Raw genomic sequence first — 18,725 nt, forward strand, 5'->3', positions numbered from 1 at the left:
TATCAAGACCTTCGCCGGCAAGTGCCTCGACGTATGGGGCGCCAGCTCCGGCAACGGGGCCGGCATCGACCAGTGGACCTGCACGGGTGGCACCAACCAGCAGTTCACGATCGTCTGAGCCGCTCCCGCGTCGCCAGGAGCGAACGTGTGACTCCTGAACACGGGCCCACACTCCCGAGGCCGGGTACGGCGGGCCGTCCTGGGGAGTACGCCGTGGTGAGGGGTGGGGGGCACCCGGTGCACCTATGCGCACCAGGAGCCCCTGGTGCCGGCTCGATGATCGGGCGCCTCCCGACAGCCACCCGTGAACGCCCGAAGGCCGTCGCCCACAGCGGGGCGACGGCCTTCCTGAGCCGTCGCCGGCCCGGTCCGGGGTCCGCGCCCGCTCCCGCCGCACCGGGCGGCGGGGGCTGACCCCGCCGCCCGGCCTGGCCCCTCGCGTACGGGGCGCAGCCGGTGGGCGGGGCTACTGGAACGGTCGGGCGAGGATGCCCAGCTGTTCCTCGGCGAGGGCGCCTATGGGGCCGGGGGTGCCGAGGTGGGCCACGATGGTGGTCTCGAACAGCTCCAGCATCGAGTGGGCCTCGTGGACGGTCTGGAGGGTGTAGCCGGCGTGCTTTTGTCGGTCGCCGCCCAGGGCGGGGATGCGGCCGGTGATGACCTCGTTGTGGATGGTCTCGGCGGTCTTGATGGTGTGGCGGTACTTGTCGCGCAGGAAGTCGACCATCGCCTGGGTGTCGTTCATCGTGTCATAGTGGCGCACTGGCCGCCGGAGCACACACTTTGGAGGCGAGGACGGTTTCGTGGGCTCGCTCCCGTGTGCGGTGTCGGCACACCGTTCTGCGGGCCCGCCACCGACACTCCCGTGCCCGGTCCGGCCCGAGTGCTCCGCCCGCCCCTCCGAACCCGAGAACGAGGGCTGACCTCACCGCCCGGCCCTCCTCGTCTGGGACGGAACCGGTGACCGGGGAGGGGGCGACGGGAGTGTCCGACCGGCCACCGGATCGCCGGACGTGTCCTCGGCGATGCGGTCATCCCGTTCGACGCGGTGCCCTGTACGCCCTGTACAGGTCGTCGAGGCGCAGTGGCGCGGGTTCGGGCAGCGGTGTGTCGTCCGTCGCCCGGCAGGACTGGAAGAAGTAGGCGAGCAGGCGGCGGGACGCGGCCATGGAGGCCGCCGGGGAGTCCCGCAGGACGCCGTTGTTGGCCAGGAGCAGCAGCGTGACGTCGCTGCTGTCGAAGTCCCTGCGCAACTGTCCGGTGTCCTTCGCGCGCTGGACCAGCAGGGCGAGGGATTCCCCGGCGCGGGCACGTTCACGCCGGACGTCGGGCGCGTCGGGGAATTCGGCGAGGAACGCGGCGCTGAAGCCGCGGTCCTCGGCCTGCATCCGGCAGATCCGGGTGAGGGCGGTGCGAAGTCCGCGCCAGGGATCGTCGTCCGCAAGGGCCTCGTCGACGGCCGCGACGCACTGGCCGAGTTGTTCGGAGAACGCGGCCGCGATCAGCGAGTCGCGCGTCGGGAAGTGCCGGTAGAGGGTGGCGGCACCCACACCGGCCCGGCGGGCGATCGCGCTGGCGGGCACGTCGGGGCCGTCGAGGGCGTACGCGTCGCGAGCGGCCTGGAGGAGCCGGGCGCGGTTGTTCCGGGCGTCGGCCCGCTGCGTCGGGGCGGGGGTGTCGGCGGGGGAGGTGGACGGGTTCCGAGACAGTCCGTCAGGCATGTCTCCCACTTAAACACAAACGGAAGAGGTCGACCGTTTAGCGGGTTAGCGTGACGCGATGCCGCGGGTTCCCGCAGCCGGCCTCCTGCCGCGGAGGCCGGCGACCGCGGGTTCTCCCGTCGAATGCCGTGCCGTGTGTATGGAGGCTTTCCGTGTTCGCTGTGCAGTACCACCGCTACGGCGGTTCCGAGGTTCTTGCCGTCGACGAGGTCGAGGAGCCGCACGCCGGGCCCGGTCGAGTCCGGATCGCCGTGCGTGCCACCGGCGTCACCCCTGCCGACTGGTACCTGCGTTCAGGGATGTTGCGGGACTTCGTCTCCCTGGACCTGCCCCACATACCGGGCATGGATGCCGCGGGCATCGTCGACGAGGTGGGGGAGGGGGTGACCGGCAGCGCCGTGGGAGACGCGGTCTTCGGTCTCGTTCCCTTCGCGGACCGGGGCGGCGGCGCGGCCGAGTACGCCGTGCTGGAGGCGTGGGCGCCCAAGCCCCGGTCGTGGTCCTTCGGGGAAGCCGGCGGCGCCGCGGGCAACGTCGACACGGCCACGCGTGTACTGGAAGCCCTGGACGCCGTCGAGGGCATGACCTTGCTGATCGAGGGCGCCGCCGGCGGCGTCGGGACCATCACCGCACAACTCGCCCGGGCCCGCGGCCTCACCGTGATCGGCACCGCCGGCGAGGGCAATCACGGTTTCCTCGAGGGGCTCGGCGTCGTACCCGTCACCTACGGGCCTGGCCTGGCCGATCGCCTCGCCGCACTCGCTCCGCGCGGCGTCGACGTGGTCCTGGACGCGGCGGGCAAGGGCTCCCTCGCCGAACTGGTGGCCATCGCCGGCGACCCGAACCGCGTGGTGACCATCGCGGACTTCGACGCCGCCCGGCACGGAGTGCGGTTCTCCCGCTCCGAGGCAGGAGGGTCACCGGGCTGGGCAGGGCTGCCGTTGGCGGCGGACCTGGCCGATCAGGGCCGCCTCACCGTCCCCCTGCACGCCGCGTTCCCGCTGGAGGAGACCGCCGCGGCCCATGACGCCAGCGCCGCCGGCCACGCACGCGGAAAGATCGTCATCACCGTGCCCTGAGTGATCGCCCTCGAACTGCCCCGTTCACCAATGCTGTTGGGACCGGCGGCGGCAACGCCGCCGAGCGCACACCGCACGCCGACCCCCGCCTGCACAGTGGCCGGCACCGGCACCGGCCCCTCCCCGACACCGATGACCGGTCGCACACCAGGCCGGGAATTTTCCGCGGCCCGACCCGGAGACAGCGCGCCCGGCCGTCGTCATGATGTTCTCCGGGACGCCGGCTACGCGTTGGTAACAACGAAGCGTGGTCACACGCGTCCTCTGACAGGTCATCAGGAATCCCAGCCACCCGGGGGAATCATGCGCAAACGCACGTCCAGGCTGCTCGCAGCCGCCGTCACCGCCGCCCTGACCGCCACCGCCACGGCCGCCACCGCCGGCCCGGCGTCGGCGACGGCGCGCTCCACCACCGCCACCACCGCGAGCGATCCCTTCTATTCCTACGACGACAGCACCCCGCTGGCCTCGTTCGCGCCGGGCACCGTGCTCAAAACGCGGACCCTGCCGTACCACATCCTGGGGCTGCCCACCCCGGTGACGGCGGTCCAGCTGCTCTACCGCACCATCGACGCCCAGGGGCGCCCGTCCGCCAACGTGACCACCGTGCTCCGCAGTCTGACCGGGGACAGCGGCAGAGCCGTCTCGTACCAGTCCTTCTACGACTCGCTCGACCCGGAGGACGGCCCCTCCCGGGCAGTCGCCGGGAACCTCAGCCTGGGCGGCGCGATCCCGAACGTCGAGGCGATGTACATCGTGCCGCTGCTCGCCCAGGGCTACAACGTGGTGCTCCCGGACACCGAGGGCCAGAACGCCGACTTCGGAGCCGGGCCGGAGTACGCCACCACCACCCTGGACTCGATCCGGGCCGCGAGCGCGTCCCCGGCGACCGGCCTGACCCCGGACACCCGCTTCGGGCTGATGGGGTACTCCGGCGGCGCCGTCGCCAGCGCCTGGGCGGCCGCGCTCGCACCCGGCTACGCGCCCGAGGTCAACGCCAGACTGGTCGGCTACGCCGAGGGCGGGCTGCTGGTGGACCCGGCGCACATCAACAGGTACATCGACGGCTCGCTGGTGTGGAGCGGGATCATCCCGATGGCGCTGGTCGGGGCCTCGCGCTCCTACGGCACCGACCCCACGCCCTACTTGAACGACTACGGCCTGTCGGTCCTGCGGCAGCTGGAGCACGGCTCACTCACCGACGCCGTGGGCCACTACCCCGGGCTGAGCTGGAAGGCGATGGCCAAGCCCCAGTACGCCGACCCGAACTCGGTGGAGCCCTACGTCATGGCCGTCAACCGGACCAACCTCGGTTCGGCCCCGACCCCGACCGTGCCCGGCTACCTCGCCCAGGGCAACGCGGGCATCCTCGAAGGCACCTTCGCCAACCCGGCCGGCATCGGCACGGGCGACGGCGTGATGGTCGCCGGGGACGTACGGGCACTCGCCCGCCAGTACTGCGCGACCGGCACCGCAGCGGTCGCCTACCAGCAGTACGACTTCCTCAGCCACTTCGGCGTCCCCGCCGCCTGGGCCCCGCAGGCCCTGGCCTGGCTGAACGACCGCTTCGCCGGCCGCCCCGCCCCCTCCGACTGCGGCTACATCCCGGCCGGCAACTCCCTCGCCCCGGAACAGCCCGTACCCGCCTCCTGACCTCCGGCCAGGCGCCGATAAGGCGCGCCGGGGCACCCCGGGAAGGCACGGGACCTGGTGATCACGGGGCAGTGACGCCCTGTGATCACCAGGCGGTGCAGGGGACCAGGCCCACGACGAGCCACGCCCTGCGGACCCGCGCCGCCGGGACCGGCAGGGCAACGCGCCCCGACCCCGGCGTCCCCGGCCCGGGGGGACGGGGTGAGACCGCCGCAGGCGTGTCACCGTCCCGGAGCAGGCCCGTGCAGGGCAGCTACTGGCAACCGGTCAGAGGCGCCGACAGCGTCCGGCGGAAGGGGCACTCAGGTAGGGGCTACCCGGCTACGGCTCTCGTGGGGGCGACGACGCCTTCCAGACCGACGACGGTTCCGTCCCACTGCGCATCGACAGTTCAAGCGAATGCCCGGCCGGATGATCCCGGCCGGGCATTCGCTTGACGGAAGGGCTAGAAGGGCGACCCTCCGTGTCCGATGATCGACTTGAGCATGCCGGGCGATCCCACCCCGTATGCGCCGACGAGTGAGTAGCCGAGCGCGGCCTCACCAGGAGTGAGGGGGCCTGGGATGTCCAGGAAGCCTCGATCGAGCCCAGGGATGTCCGCTCGAACACGGCCAGCTCAGCCCCGTTCCTGCTGAATCGGGTGAGGCATTCCGAGACGGGCTCGAATGCGTAGGAGGCGTCGCGAAACTCGACGCCGACGCGATACGACCTGCGGGTGGCGAACCCTGTTCCGGGGATGGCCCGGCCCGATCTTGCCGCGCCCGGCCCGGACGGCGGCGACCAGGGCGCCGCCCACCACCGGGCGGACCGGACGGCGAACGCCTCGCCCGGCCGCGGACAAGGGGCCCGGTTCGGCCGCCGAGGCGAAGCGCCACCGGTTCTTGGCGGCGCCGGGTCCTGACTCCCCGGCGCAGGCCACTGACCTGCGGTGGGGAGTTTCACCGGGAAGGCGGTGAGTTTCGCTCCGGGGCGCCGGTGAGTTTTCCCGTCCGGCTCCTCCCCTGATCGGGGGAGCGCGGTTTCCCTCCCGCCCGGGAGGCGCGCACGGGGCGCCGTGTTCCAGGATCGGTCAGGGCCGGAGCGACCGGGCCGAGTGCGTCCGCCGCGACCTCTCCGGGCACTGACCGCGTCGGCAACCCCGGCGAACACCAAAACCGCACGCACACTCCAGAGGTGACATTTCATGAACTCACTTACGCCGCTTCGGTTCCACGTTCCGCGTCGCAGGACGACTCACGCCGCCGTCGCCGTGGCCGTCGGGGCCCTCGCCCTCGGCGCGCTCGCCCCGTCCGCCGTCGCAGCCTCGGTGGCCGCCGGGCCGGACGCGGTCCAGCAGCGTCTGGACGCGATGGTGAGCCCCGATCACGTGCCCGGCGCTCTGGCCGCCGTCCGTGACCAGGCCGGCCACACCCGTACCTATGCCGCGGGCGCCGGGGACCTGGCCACCGGAGCGAAGGCGCCCCGGGACGGCGAGGTACGGATCGGCAGCGTCACCAAGACGTTCACCGCGGTGGTCGTGCTGCAACTGGCCGGCGAGGGCAAGGTCCGCCTCGACGACCCGGTCGAGACCTACCTGCCCGGCCTCCTGCGAGGGCAAGGCATCGACGGGCACCACATTACGGTGCGTCAGCTCCTGCAGCACACCAGCGGACTTCCCGACTACGAGGACGACGTCACCGACGACATCCTCCAGCGCCGCTACCTCTCTCCCCGCGGCACCCTGGACATCGCGCTGCGACATGATGCCGTCTTCGCCCCGGGAACGAATTGGGGGTACAGCAACACGAACTACCTGGTGGCCGGGATGATCGTGGAAAAGGTCACCGGCCGGCCCCTGGCCAAGGAGATCGACAAGCGCATCATCAAGAAGACCGGGCTGCGCCACACCTACCTCCCCGCCCCCGCCGAGACCACCCTTCGAGGACCTCACCCCCACGGCTACCACAAGGACGGCCCGGACGGACCGCTGCGCGATGTCACCGAGATCGACCCCTCGGCGGCCTGGGCGGCGGGCGCGATGGTCTCCACCAGCGCCGACCTCGCCCGGTTCTTCTCCGAGCTCATGAAGGAAGGCCGCCTCCTCGGCGGCCCCGAACTCGAGCAGATGCGCACCACCGTCCCCACGGGCGCGCCCGGCTACGACTACGGACTGGGGATCATGAGGACACAGCTGTCGTGCCACAAGACCGTCTGGTGGCACAACGGCAGCATCCCCGGCTACGGAACCTGGAGCGCCGCCACCGACGACGGACGCGCCGCCAGTGTCACGATGACCGTCGACCCGACCGGCATGGCGGATCTGCAGCCGGCCGAAAATGCCGTCGACGCGGCCCTGTGCGGCTGAACGCGCCTCCCAGGCGGCTGTTTCCTGCAGTACGGGCACGGCCACGGATCACACCACGGTGTGATCTCGGTCGAGGGCCGCACGCGTACGGTACTCACCTGGAGGTATTCCGTAGGCGGCTTTGAACGCCCGGTTGAAAATCGCCGGGTCCGTGAATCCCCAGCGCGCTCCGATCATTCCGACAGGACGCGGCATGAGGCCGGGTGCCGTCAGGTCCGCGCGACAGCGCTCAAGTCGCCGTCCTCGGATAAAGGAGCCGACGGTGTGCTTCTCATCATGGAACAGGTGGTGCAGATAGCGGACGGAGATGCCCTGGGCGTCGGCAACCACCTGCGGCGACAAACCCGGCTCCGACAGGTGCCTCTCGATGAATGCCTTCGCCTTGTAGAGCAGAGTGGTCTGCCGTGTCCGGGCCGGCAGCAGTCGTTCCCGGTTCGCCAGGCCCGAGAGGAATGCCAAGGCGAGATGAAGTGCGGCGGCACCGGTCTGCTCGGCCTCCCAGCCTTCCAGCCGTACCCCGGCCAGATCCCGCAGGAACCCCGCGAGCAGGGATCCGCTCCCGTACGTGGGAAGCCGGCGGGCCAGAAGGTTCCGCATGACCTGGTCCGGGACGGGCACTGCGGTCTTCGGCACGTGGAGGATGATGATGCGGCCGTCCTCGGCGACCCGTGTTTCGAACTGCCTGGACGTGTCGTACAGCACCAGACCGCCCGCCTGCAGCTGCGCCACGTTGCGGTCCTGTTCGATCCCCATGACCCCGCCGACCACGTACCCGAGCTCCCACAGTTCCGGGTCCGAGCGCTGGATCAGCCGAGGAGTGCGCCGGCTCTGCAGCGTCTGGAACGACAGAGCCGACGCGTGAACGGATCCGAGCTCAAGTGCCACGGCCGTCGCCCGGAAGTCGTCCCGGTGCTCGGTCGTGATGTAGGTGGGTGCGAGGTCCCGCGTCACCAGGTCGACCCACCAGTCGAACCGGTCCGCCTTCGGCACGTCCGTCGACCGCAACACGACCCCGCCCACCACAGCCCCTCCCCCAAGGTTGTGCACATGGTGTCAAAGCCCTTGCACGGTGTGTCAATGACATGCCGACCGAATGGCGAGAACCTTCTCTTCGGCTGTTACAAGACGCGGCATCGAGCAGCCAAATCGCCGAAGGCCCGGACGCAACAGTCACCGGGGCACGGGACCGGCGGGCCGTCAAGGCCACGCCGGCTTCCACGGCGACCGCGTCCTGGAACAAGTCACGATCACCGGTCACGAGAAAGAACCCGGCTGCCCCCAGACAGAGGAGTACCCGATGAACACGGCAGCAACGAACAGCAAGAGCACCCGGACACGACAGCGGATCGCCGGCACCGGCGCTGCAGCGGTTCTGAAGAAGGTGAAGGTCCTGGCGGTCACGGCCGCCGCGGTGGCGGCGCTCGGCGTCGGCACCGGCGCCGCGCACGCCTCGACGGCGCGGCCGGCCGCCAACCGGTGCCAGAGCGTGCACACCTACCGGACCGGCGGCGAGTACATGGAAGTGCACGGCTGGGGCGGCAAGGGCGCGGTCGTGGACACCTGGGAATACGCCTCCCAGAACGGCCACATCCAGGACAACGAGCGCTGGTGCCTGGAGCCCGCCAGCGAAGGCGGCTGGTACCTGCACCCGTACTACAACCTGGGCCTGTGCCTGGACCTGCCCAGCACGGACGAGATGATTGTCTGGAGCTGCAACGGCCGGAGCAATCAGCGGTTCTCCTTCAGCAACGGCGCCCCGACCGGCGGTCAGATAACGCCGAAGTCCGACCCCGGCCTCAGGATCAACGGCGCTGCACACCTACAGCTGTGGGCACAGCAGTGGAACAGCACCGACATCACCTTCTGGCTGTAGGCCGTAACGCGAACAAGGCCCCGGGCCCGCGGTGGGGCGGGGCCCTCGCCTCCTGCCTCACCTGATCACCGGCCGCCATCACCATCGGCCGACGCCAGAAGCGCGACCACCCAAGCACCTGAGGCCGCCACCCAGCAGGGTGGCGGCCTCAGGCGCAGGGCAGCAACACCGCCGCGCCGACCACCAGAGCCCCGGCCCGAACCGCCTACCAGCCAACCCCGAGGGCCTCCAACTGCCCGAGCTGCTCGGCGGTGAGCTTGTCCCGGCGGGCCTTCTGGCGTGCCAGGTTCACCGGGGGCAGAGTGAGCTTCAGAAATGCCGAATTCGCGGGCTGCGATGTGCGCTTCGCCGATGCCAGGTTCACCGATGCCAGGCTGGACTTCACCGGTGCCCGGTTCGCCGACGGCAGGGTCGGTTTCCTCGGCGCCGAACTCGCCGGCGGCACGGTGCGCTTCGACAACGCCGCGTTCACCGGCAGCACAGTGACCTTCTACGCGACCAAGTTCGTCGGCGGCGAGGTCGGCTTCGGCTATGCCGATTTTGTCCGGGGCACCGTGCTCTTCGACCACGCCGAGTTCCAGACATTCCGCGGTCGGCTCTCGATCCGGGATGCGGCGCCGGCCGGTCGGACCCTGTCGCGGCCGGCCGGTCAGACCCGGTGGCGTGGGGTGAGCAGACCGCTCTCGTACCCGACGATCACCAGCTGGACCCGGTCCCGGGCGCCGAGTTTGTCCAGGAGATGGCTCAGGTGGGTCTTCACCGTCGCCGCGGAGACGTGCAGTTCCTGCGCGATCTCCGCGTTGGACCGTCCGGTGCCCACCAGGTGGAGCACCTGCCGCTCCCGGCCGGTCAGACCGTCCAGTGCGGGCGGCGGACCGGCCGGTTCGGTGGCCGGGTGACGGCAGAACTCGGAGATCAACCGTCGGGTGACGCTCGGCGAGAGCAGGCTCTCCCCACCTGCCACCACCCGGATCGCGTGCAGCAGTTCGGCGGGCGGGATGTCCTTGAGCAGGAACCCGGCGGCTCCGGCCCGCAGTGCCGCGAAGACGTGCGCGTCCAGGTCGAACATGGTGAGCATCAGGACCCGCACGTCCGGGTCCCGCTCGCAGATCGTCCGGGTGGCCTCGATGCCGTCCGTGCCGGGCATCCGTACGTCCATCAGCACCACATCGGGCCGCTGCTCGGCGACCACCTCGATCGCGGCGGCGCCATCGGCCGCCTCGCCGACCACGATCAGGCCGGGTTCGGCGTCGATCAGCATCCGGAAGCTGCCGCGAAGCAGCGCCTGGTCGTCCACCACCAGGACACGGACGGGCTCGGTCACACGGTTCTCCAGACGTTCGTCGTTGTGCCCGGGTGGGCGCCCACCCCCGGGCGGTCCGGCGCCCCGGCGCCGGGTGGTTCATCACGCCGGCCCTGATCAGGGCTCTTCCCTCGCCGACGCCAGGGCCTGGTAGGGCAGTTCGGCCCGAACGGCGAAGCCACCCCCGGAAAGCGGCCCGGCCTGGAAGCGTCCACCGAACAACTCCACCCGCTCCCGCATGCCGATCAGACCATGGCTGTGACCACTCCCGTGCCCGGCCGCCCCGGCCGCCTCAGCGGGCCCGTGCAGGGTCAGGTACCCACCGTGCCGGCCCGGTCGGCGCACGCTGCGGCCTCCCGCACCACCTTCGTCGGTCACCTCGATTCGCAACTCCCGCCCGTTGGCGACCAGTTCGACCCGGCAGCGGGTCGGCCCGGCATGCTTGAGCACGTTGGTCAGGGCCTCCTGCACCACCCGGTACGCCGAACTCTGCACCCCCTGCGGCAGGTCGGCAGTGCCCTCGGTGCGCAGTTCGGCGGTGAGCCCGGCCGCGGTGGCACCGGCCACCAGCTCGGGCAACGCCGCGAGCCCGGGCGCCGGACGGAGCCCGTCCACCCCGTCGGCCTCCGGCTCGGACCCGCCGGCCCGCAGCACACCGAGCATCTGCCGCATCTCGGCCAGCGCCGAGCGGCTGGCCGTCTCGATCACGCGCAGGGCCTCGCCGGCCCCCTCCGGCACGCGCAGGGCCTCGCCGGCCCCCTCCGGCACGCGCAGGGCCTCGCCGGCCCCTTCCGGGCGGGTGGCCAGCAGGTGATTGGCCACGCCGGCCTTCACCGCGATCACCCCGACGTGGTGCGCCACGATGTCGTGCAGCTCCCGGGCGATCCGCAGCCGTTCCTCGGTGACGGCCTCCACCGCGACCCGCCGGGCCGAGCGGGCGGCGTGCGCACGACGCTCGCGCACCGCCCGGCCGAGCACCCAGGCCATCCCGGCCAGCGCCAGGCCGGCCACGTGGAGCACGAGGTCCTGCCCGCCGCCGGCCGGGGAGCCCGAGACCAGGAGCAGCACCAGCGCGCCGGCGCTCACCACCCCGATCACCGGGGTGGGCACCCGCCGGGCCGAGGTGGTGACGGCCACCTGGTAGAGCGCGAAGGCCACCGCGAGGAACGGCTCCCGGACGGCGCCGGCCACCGAGGCCACCACCGAGGCCACCGCGACCACCGCACAGACCGCGGCCGGACGGGCCCGGCGAAAGGCCAGCGGCAGCCCCATCGCGGCCGCGAGGGCGATCCGGGCCGACCACCCGCCGTGGGAGCTCCACGCCGGGCCCGGCAACGCCAGGAACAGCGCGGTCAGCACCACGGCCGTCAGGCCGTCGACGGCCACCAACTCGCTTTGGCGCAGCGCCCGGACGGCACCGTCGCGGTACAGCGTCGGCCAGGTCGGTGGGAGTTGAGCCATGCGCCCACCGTATCCACCCGGCCACGCGGACGCCTCAGCCGCGGGAATGACCGACCATGGTAGGAGACGGCGCCGGTGGAGCTGCGCCGCCTCCACCGCGCGGCGGAGGCCGCAGTTCGGATCGCCGGCCGATGTGCCGCGGCGCTGCTTCACGGCAGCCTGATGCCGTGATCGAACTACGGCAGCTGACCAAGCGCTATCGCGGCACCGTCGTCATCGACGGGCTCACCTTCACGGTCCGGCCGGGCCGGGTCACGGGCTTCCTGGGCCCGAACGGGGCGGGCAAGTCCACCACCCTGCGGCTGATGCTCGGCCTGGACCGCCCCGACAAGGGCCACGTCCGCTACGGGGGCAAGGCCTACCACGAACTGCGCGAACCGCTGCGGCACGTCGGTGCGTTGCTGGAGGCCAAGGCGGTGCAGAACAGCCGCACCGCCTACCATCACCTGCTGTGGCTCGCCCGGACCAACCGCATCGGCCGGGCCCGGGTCCGCGAGGTGCTCGCCCTGGTGGGCCTGGAGTCCGTCTCCTCCCGCCGGGCCGGCGGCTTCTCGCTCGGCATGGGCCAGCGGCTCGGCATCGCCGCCGCACTGCTCGGCGACCCGCAGGTGCTGCTGCTGGACGAACCCGTCAACGGCCTCGATCCGGACGGGGTGCGCTGGATCCGCACGCTGCTGAGGGGCCTGGCCGCCGAGGGTCGGACGGTCCTGGTGTCCAGCCACCTGATGAGCGAGATGGCGATCACCGCCGAGCACCTGGTGGTGATCGGACGCGGCAGGCTGCTCGCCGACACCAGCATGGACGACTTCATCGCCGACAACTGCCGTCCCCAGGCGCTGGTCCGCACCTCGGAGCCGGACCGGCTGCTGGGCGTCCTGACCCGCGCCGGGCTGACGGCGCACCAGGAGGAGCGCGGCGCCGTGGTCGTCGACGACGCCGGAACGCAGGAGGTGGGCCGGATCGCGGCCGAGGCCGGGCTCGTCCTGGGGGAGCTGTCCACCCGCACGGCCTCCCTGGAGGACGCATTCCTCCGCCTCACCAGCGGCGCCGCCCAGTACCGGGCCGAGGCCTTCACGGGGAGGAACCGGCATGTCCTCTAACGCACCCACGGCCGTGGTCCGGGCCGAACTGACCAAGATCGGGACGGTCCGGTCCACGCTCGTCCCGCTCGTCCTCGCCCTGGTCGTCAGCGTCGGGACCGGCGTGGTGAACGGCGCCTCGGCCCGCTCCGCGATCGACCGGCACAGCCCTCTGCTCCGCCCCGACTTCAATCCGGCGGACGCCGGCTTCGTCGGCGTCCAGCTCGGCCAGCTGGCCCTGATCGCCTTCGCGGTCCTGCTGGTCTGCACCGAGTACGGCAGCGGCATGATCCGCACCTCGCTCGCCGCGGTACCCAGCCGCGGCCTCTTCTACCTCGCCAAGATCACCGGCACCACCACGGCGGCCCTGCTCGTCGCCGTACCGACCACATTCCTCTCCTTCCTCGCCTCCCAGACGGCCCTGGGCCCGTACGGCGTCGGGCTGAGCCACCCCGGAGCGCTGCGCGCCGTCCTCGGGGCCTGCCTCTACCTGACCCTCATGTGCCTGTTCTCACTGGGCATCGCGACGATGCTGCGCAGCACGGCGCTCTCACTCTCGCTGCTGTTCGCCCTCGTCTTCGTGCTCTCGCCGGTGGCCAACACCATCCCGGCGCTGCGCACCCTCGCCCGCTACCTGCCCGACCACGCCGGTGCCGAGGTCATGAAGGCCGATCCGGCCCTCAGCCCGGGAACGGGTCTGCTGGTCCTCACGGCCTGGACGACGGCGGCCCTGCTGGCCGGCTACCTCACGCTGCGCAGTCGTGATAGCTGAAGACGGTGCTCAGAGCCCCGGCAGCCTGCCGCCGGGCAACGACACCAGTACCCTCGGCGCAGCCGCCCACCACCCGACCGGCACCCGACCGGCCCCGGCTGCTCCGGCGGCCGGAGGCGGACGTGGCGGACCCGGCCGTGCCGGCGAACGCGGCGGTGGCGCCGCCCCCCCCGCGGCGGGGGGGCCCCCCGCCGGGGCGCGCGCCGCCCGCCGCGCGCGGGGGGGGCGGGGGGGGGGGGGCGCCCGCGCGGGGGGGGGCGGCGGGGGGGGCCCCCCCCCCCCGGGGGGGGCGCCCCCCCCCCGCGCTGCGGGCCCGGTCAGCCCGCAGCGGCGAAGGCGGCCTTCAGGTGCGGGATGTAGTCGGCGACGGCCGGGGCGAAGCAGGTGTAGCTGTGGGTGCCGGCACAGGCGGGCGACAGGCTTGCGCCGTTGCCGTAGTCGACGTACCGGCTCGGGATGCCGAGCCGGTCGAGGCGGCTCTTGACGTTGTTCGCGGCGATCTCGGTGAAGTGCTCGATGGTGTCGTTGTTGCCGGTGTAGAGGGTGACGTCGGTGTTGGCGAGCCTGGCCAGGTTGGCGGGGTCGGCGGGGTTGACCTCGTTCCAGATGTGGTCGGCGTTGAAGACCGGGTACGGCGAGCCGAAGATCGCGTCACTGTCGACCACCGGGTCGTAGTCGGCGCACGGGCCGGCGCCCGGCACGGAGCTGCTGGCCCCGCACATCGCACCGATCACGTTGAGCTCGGTGGCCAGCACCGCGGCCCGGATCGCCGGGAGGCCGAAGTCGATGCCGCCGGAGAACGAGACGGTGTGCCCGAACAGCTCGGGCCGGTTCTCGGCGTAGCGCAGTGCGCCGTAGCCGCCCATCGAGACGCCGATGACGGCCCGGTGGCTCCGGTCGGGCAGGGTGCGCAGGTTGGCGTCGATGAACGGGACCACCTGGTCGAGGTGGAAGGTCCGCCAGTTCGCGGCGCCGACCACGGTGTTCTGCATGACCCAGTTGGCGTACCAGCCCTTGAGGCCGCCGTCCGGAGTGACGGTGATCATGGAGTCGTCGCGCAGGGCGGGCACCGCGGCGGCGTCGTCCGGGTTGCCGGGGCCGCCGTGCAGGAAGTAGGCCACCGGCCAGCGCTTGGCGGGGTCGGCCGCGTAGCCGGACGGCAGGAAGATCCGGATCTTGTGGGTGCCGGCCAGCTGCGGGGTGGTCACGGTGATGGTGAAGTCGGTGGCCGAGTGCACCTCGGGGGTACCGACCTGGGTCAGTCCGAAGCCGTCGGTCAGCACGGGCGGGGTGGCGGCGGTGTCCGCGTGGGCGGGGGCGGCGCCGAGCAGGGCGGAGACGGTCAGCGCGGCGGCGGCCAGGGCCGTGCCCAGGTGGCGCCGGGTGGGCGGGGTGGTGGTCATCGTGCGGTCCTTTCGCGGTGGCTGAGGGTGGCTGAGGGCGGGTCAGAGCGCGCAGAAGGCGTCGAAGTTCGACTGCCTGGTGTCCTGCTGGCCCTTGGTGCCGCCCAGCAGGTGGTACTCGGTGTTCGCCCGGACGATCTGCTTGGTGCCGTCCTCGCTGCTCAGCCACTCGCTGTCGTAGCCGAGCACGTCGCCGCCGTGGCTCCAGACCCACTGCCCGCAGGGCAGCTGCTTGTGTATGAGGCCGAGGCCGTAGGTGCCGATGCCGGCGATGGCCGGCACGGTGGTCTTGAGTTCGGCCTGCTGGGCGGGCGGCAGCAGCTTGCCGGTGAGCAGCGCCCGGCTGAAGGTGGCCAGGTCGTCGAGGGTGGAGACCATCGCCCCGGCCGCGCCGAAGACCTGGACGTCGGAGGTGGTGACGTCGAGGATCACGAAGGCGAACCCGCCCGGGTACTCGTAGCCGTGCAGGTAGTTGCCGTGCAGGGTCGGGTCGCTGGTCGGGAAGCTGGTGTCGGCGAGCCCGAGCGGGGTGATGATCCGCTGCTGGATCTCGGCGGCCGGGCTGTTGCCGGTCACGGCGGTGATCACCATGCCCGCCAGTACGTAGTTGGTGTTGGCGTAGCCCCAGGTCTGGCCCGGGGCCGAGGTGGGCGCGTGCTGACGCAGCGCCAGATCCACCAGCGCCTGCGGGGCGAAGGCCTGGTACGGCTGCTGGTTGGCGGCGTAGTTGAGCGCGAGGATGCCGTTCATGTACTCCGGCAGCCCGGAGGTGTGGTTGAGCAGCTGACGGATGGTGATCTTCGAGCCGTCGTAGCCGTTGGCGTTGACGGCGCCGGGCAGCCACTTGGCGACGGTGTCGTCGATCGAGAGGCGGCCCTCGGCCTCCAGCTGGAGCAGCACGGTCGAGGTGAAGGCCTTGGTGTTGCTGCCGATCCGGAACTGCGCCTTCGGGTCGGCGGGCGTACGGCTGTCGCGGTCCTTCACCCCGGCGGCGACGTACTGCACGTCGTCTCCCTGGCGGACCAGACCGACCACGGCCGGGTAGCCGTCGGCGACGCCCTTGGCGGCGCCGGCCTGGAGCAGGGCTCGGGCGCTCGGCACGTCGGCCAGGGCCGGGGTCGCGGTGGCCGATGCGGCGAGCGCGGCCAGGATCGCGGCGGCAGCGGTAGTGCGGACCAGCTTCATCGGGTTGTCCCCCCTCGGACAATTTATGACCATGCCCATGACATCACGGCCATGGAACGGCGGAACCCACGCTGGCCAGAGAGGGCACCGGGCAACAGGCCAAACAACCGGCCATTTACGACCGGACACATAACAGCTGCTCAAACCACCGGAGAGCCGCCCCAGCACCGGCAACAGGCGCCCACCCCCGCCGACGCGCAGCACCCAGGAGCCGGTCGAGACGAGGGAGCCCGCAGCCTCTGAACCTTGACACCACCGTGGCCGAGAGAGCCCTCATGATCGGCCCCGTCCGCCGGAGGCCACGCAAGCAACCGCAAGACGACCCAGCACAACCGTCCCCAAGAAAGCCGCCACCCGGCAGGGCAGCAGCCTTCCAAAGCCTCTCCCAGAGCCCCGGCAACCCACCCACCAGACAACGACGCTCACCCCAGCCGACACAGCCCCCTACACCCACTCCACACCGTGCTCGGCGAGCCGCGCGAGCTGGCCCGGCGTCAGCTTCGCCCTCCGCGCGTTCGTGTTGTCGAGCCAGGCACCGAGCGCGACCTCCACCACCACTCGCTGCTCCTCACCGGTCACCGCAGGGCCGGCTTGGTCGGACCGGCCCTCATGAGTTGGGCGAGGCGGTCCCAGGCCGGGGATGAGGCCCCTGCTTGGGTCTGCGCGGCCAGCTGGGCGATCCTGGGGTTGTCGACGGGCCCGGCTTCGGCCGAGCCGTGGTGGCCGGCGAGCCACGTGAGGGTGCGCTCTGCGAGCGCGGGCAGGCGGGGGTCGTCCGGCGACCAGTCGTAGGCGGCGTCGGTCTCACGGTAGAGGGCGCTGAACTCGCGGTCGGTGATCAGCTCCTGCTTCTGCGCGAACCACCGGTCGGCGTCCTCGGGTGAGGCGGCGTGCAGGAGGATCCAGCCGTCACGTTCCAGGCGCACCTGGCGCTCGCTGACGCCGAGCTCGCGCAACCGGTCGAGGTAGTCGGCGACATCCGGGGAGACGAACAGCCGATCGCCGCTGCGCAGCCGGGCGAGGTTCGCACGGGCTTGCCGCAGGTGCGCGATGCGGTCCCGGAGGTCTTGGTCGATCTCGGCGATGGCCGTGGCGAGCGTGTCGGGGTCCCCGTCCAGGAGGTCCTTGACGCGGGCCAGCGGTACGCCCGCGCCTGCCAGCGTCCTGATCTTGACCAGGGTGAGGGCTTGCTGGGCGTCGTAGCGCCGGTAGCCGGACGAGTCGCGGTCGGGCTCGGCGAGCAGGCCGCGCTCGTGGTAGTGGCGGACGGCCTTGGCGGTCACCCCGGCGTAGTCGGCGAGTTGGCCTATCGTGAGCATGCTGGAGATCCTCTCACCCGGGGGCCGTCCCGGGGGCCGTCCCGGGGGGGCGGACCGGGCAGGTCAGACCCGCACGGTCAGTCGGCCGCCGCCGTTGCGGAAGCGCGCCCGGCCGTCGCTGACGTCGTGGTAGGACACCAGCAGCAGGCGCAGGTACCCGTCGAAGGCCTCCAGCGGGAATCCGGCCGGCGCGAACAGGCCGGGCCTGATCGGCACGAGGCGCTGCGGCGGGGCACAGACCCTCCCGCCGGCGAACTGCGTGAAGATCCGCTCCTGCGAGGCGTCCGCCGGCTCGTACGTCACGCGCTCCTCGAGCCAGCCGTCGACGATGCTGACGTCGACGCGGAGTTGGTTGGAGCGGTACGTGCCCACGTACGGAGTGAGGTCGACGTCCTCCTCCAGCTCGGTGATCAGCACGGGGACCTGCACACCGAGGTGCTCGCTGAGCAGCCATCGCAGGATCTGGTCCTGCAGCACGATCGCCCCCGGGGTGTTGCCGAACGCGGTGAACACCAGGTCGTGCTCGGGAAGGACGCACAGGATGGACACCCCGCCCGGCGAGGCACCCGACATGGCCAGGACGGTCGTGTCGCCGAACGGATACCGCACCCAGCCCAGGCCGATCGGCGGGGTGTTCGGGGTGCCCATGTCGAACGCCACCTGCTGCATCAGCGCGGTCGACTCGGCCGACAGGACGCGCGCGCCGGACGGGGACACACCGCCCGCGAGGTGGGTGCGCCCGAAGGCGAGCAGGTCGGCGACCGTGCCGATCGGCGTGCCGCCGGCCGGCCCCCAGGTATCGGGCAGCATGAACATGCTGGTGGGCCTGGCCGCCATGGTCTGCGGATCCGGGAAATGGCCGACCGCCGTGCTGCGCAGGATGGCCTCCTCGGCCGAGGCGCTGGAGTCGGTCATGCCGACCGGCGTGTAGAGCTCACGCTTGAGCAGCTCGGGGAAGGGCAGCCCGGTCACCGCCTCCAGCAGGCGGCCCGCCACGATCATGCCGCCGTTGGAGTAGCTGAGCCGCTCTCCGGGCTCGAACAGGACACCGCAACTGCCTGCGAGGCCCTCGACGTAGGCCTTCAGGGCGTCACGGCCCTTGGCATCGGGGAAGAACAGGTCCGCGTCGATGCCGTTGGTGTGCGAGACCAGGTGCCGGACCAGGATCTTGTCCGCCGCACCCGGCGTGGTCAGGGCCAGTTCGGGCAGGTACCCCACCACCGGCGCGTCGAGGTCCAGCACCCCGCGCTCGACCTGCTGGAGGACCAGCGTGGTGGTCAGGACCTTGGTGACGGAGCCGAAGAGGAAGCCGGTGTCCTCGCGCATCGGTGCGCCGGTGGCCGTGTTCGCGCAACCGTGGGCGACGACGACCTGCTCGCCCGCGTGGTAGACGCCGGCGACGAACCCGGGGACGTTGTCGGACTCGCAGTAGGCGGCGGCCTGCTCGCGGATCCGGGCTTCGAGGGTGCTGAACGAGTTGTTGGTCATGCGGACCATCGTCGAACCCTGCCCCTGGGGCAAGGTCAAGCCCGG

Annotated in this window: 17 protein-coding genes; 7 read left to right on the forward strand and 10 right to left on the reverse strand. The window is 71.8% G+C overall.

What is annotated here, in order from left to right; genetic code table 11:
- Position 1: 1 nt before the first annotated feature.
- On the forward strand, positions 2-118 hold the full coding sequence (locus ACFV4F_RS26835; RefSeq protein ID WP_380506234.1) for an RICIN domain-containing protein: 117 nt from the start codon (positions 2-4) through the stop codon (positions 116-118).
- Between the two features lie 348 nt (positions 119-466).
- On the opposite strand, the gene ACFV4F_RS26840 is transcribed toward ACFV4F_RS26835, so the two are convergent.
- Both ACFV4F_RS26840 and ACFV4F_RS26845 read right to left on the reverse strand, forming a co-directional pair.
- Positions 467-745, reverse strand: coding sequence for a hypothetical protein (locus tag ACFV4F_RS26840; protein WP_380447010.1), 279 nt, complete (start codon positions 743-745; stop codon positions 467-469).
- 286 nt (positions 746-1,031) lie between these two features.
- Positions 1,032-1,721, reverse strand: a complete 690-nt coding sequence (locus ACFV4F_RS26845; RefSeq protein WP_380506119.1) for a TetR/AcrR family transcriptional regulator — start codon at positions 1,719-1,721, stop codon at positions 1,032-1,034.
- A 152-nt stretch (positions 1,722-1,873) separates the two neighbouring features.
- Between ACFV4F_RS26845 and ACFV4F_RS26850 the strand changes: the two genes are divergently transcribed.
- From ACFV4F_RS26850 to ACFV4F_RS26860, 3 genes are all read left to right on the forward strand, one after another.
- Entirely contained in the window at positions 1,874-2,800 is a 927-nt protein-coding gene (locus ACFV4F_RS26850) for an NADP-dependent oxidoreductase (RefSeq protein WP_380506122.1), read from the forward strand.
- A 303-nt stretch (positions 2,801-3,103) separates the two neighbouring features.
- Positions 3,104-4,453, forward strand: coding sequence for a lipase family protein (locus tag ACFV4F_RS26855; protein WP_380506125.1), 1,350 nt, complete (start codon positions 3,104-3,106; stop codon positions 4,451-4,453).
- Between the two features lie 1,183 nt (positions 4,454-5,636).
- Complete coding sequence (locus tag ACFV4F_RS26860) at positions 5,637-6,797, forward strand: serine hydrolase domain-containing protein (RefSeq protein WP_380506128.1); 1,161 nt, start codon at positions 5,637-5,639, stop codon at positions 6,795-6,797.
- A 48-nt stretch (positions 6,798-6,845) separates the two neighbouring features.
- Here the strand turns inward: ACFV4F_RS26860 and ACFV4F_RS26865 are convergent, their stop codons facing one another.
- Positions 6,846-7,817, reverse strand: a complete 972-nt coding sequence (locus tag ACFV4F_RS26865; RefSeq protein ID WP_380506130.1) for a helix-turn-helix domain-containing protein — start codon at positions 7,815-7,817, stop codon at positions 6,846-6,848.
- A 277-nt stretch (positions 7,818-8,094) separates the two neighbouring features.
- Between ACFV4F_RS26865 and ACFV4F_RS26870 the strand changes: the two genes are divergently transcribed.
- Positions 8,095-8,670 carry an RICIN domain-containing protein gene (locus ACFV4F_RS26870; RefSeq protein ID WP_380447022.1) on the forward strand — a complete coding sequence of 192 codons (576 nt, stop codon included), beginning with the start codon at positions 8,095-8,097 and terminating at the stop codon, positions 8,668-8,670.
- Positions 8,671-8,875: 205 nt separating this feature from the next.
- Here the strand turns inward: ACFV4F_RS26870 and ACFV4F_RS26875 are convergent, their stop codons facing one another.
- From ACFV4F_RS26875 to ACFV4F_RS26885, 3 genes are all read right to left on the reverse strand, one after another.
- Positions 8,876-9,151, reverse strand: coding sequence for a hypothetical protein (locus ACFV4F_RS26875; protein ID WP_380506133.1), 276 nt, complete (start codon positions 9,149-9,151; stop codon positions 8,876-8,878).
- A 168-nt stretch (positions 9,152-9,319) separates the two neighbouring features.
- Positions 9,320-9,994: a response regulator gene (locus ACFV4F_RS26880; protein ID WP_380497404.1), complete on the reverse strand. Its 675-nt coding sequence runs from the start codon at positions 9,992-9,994 to the stop codon at positions 9,320-9,322.
- A gap of 96 nt (positions 9,995-10,090) precedes the next feature.
- Positions 10,091-11,434: a sensor histidine kinase gene (locus ACFV4F_RS26885; RefSeq protein WP_380506136.1), complete on the reverse strand. Its 1,344-nt coding sequence runs from the start codon at positions 11,432-11,434 to the stop codon at positions 10,091-10,093.
- Positions 11,435-11,601: 167 nt separating this feature from the next.
- On the opposite strand from ACFV4F_RS26885, the gene ACFV4F_RS26890 reads away from it, so the two are divergent.
- Entirely contained in the window at positions 11,602-12,534 is a 933-nt protein-coding gene (locus ACFV4F_RS26890) for an ATP-binding cassette domain-containing protein (RefSeq protein ID WP_380506139.1), read from the forward strand.
- Complete coding sequence (locus ACFV4F_RS26895) at positions 12,524-13,285, forward strand: ABC transporter permease (protein ID WP_380506141.1); 762 nt, start codon at positions 12,524-12,526, stop codon at positions 13,283-13,285. Before ACFV4F_RS26890 ends, ACFV4F_RS26895 begins: the two co-directional genes overlap by 11 nt.
- A 317-nt stretch (positions 13,286-13,602) precedes the next feature.
- On the opposite strand, the gene ACFV4F_RS26900 is transcribed toward ACFV4F_RS26895, so the two are convergent.
- The 4 genes from ACFV4F_RS26900 to ACFV4F_RS26915 form a co-directional block, all read right to left on the reverse strand.
- Positions 13,603-14,688, reverse strand: coding sequence for an alpha/beta hydrolase (locus tag ACFV4F_RS26900; protein WP_380506144.1), 1,086 nt, complete (start codon positions 14,686-14,688; stop codon positions 13,603-13,605).
- A 42-nt stretch (positions 14,689-14,730) separates the two neighbouring features.
- A complete protein-coding gene (locus ACFV4F_RS26905) occupies positions 14,731-15,873 on the reverse strand; it encodes a serine hydrolase domain-containing protein (protein ID WP_380506147.1) in 1,143 nt (380 codons plus the stop codon).
- Positions 15,874-16,448: 575 nt separating this feature from the next.
- A complete protein-coding gene (locus ACFV4F_RS26910) occupies positions 16,449-17,192 on the reverse strand; it encodes a MerR family transcriptional regulator (protein ID WP_380506150.1) in 744 nt (247 codons plus the stop codon).
- Between the two features lie 63 nt (positions 17,193-17,255).
- Positions 17,256-18,680 carry a serine hydrolase domain-containing protein gene (locus ACFV4F_RS26915; RefSeq protein WP_380506153.1) on the reverse strand — a complete coding sequence of 475 codons (1,425 nt, stop codon included), beginning with the start codon at positions 18,678-18,680 and terminating at the stop codon, positions 17,256-17,258.
- Between the last annotated feature and the right edge of the window lie 45 nt (positions 18,681-18,725).

The sequence above is a fragment of the Kitasatospora sp. NPDC059722 genome, assembly GCF_042733235.1.
Classification (GTDB): domain Bacteria; phylum Actinomycetota; class Actinomycetes; order Streptomycetales; family Streptomycetaceae; genus Kitasatospora.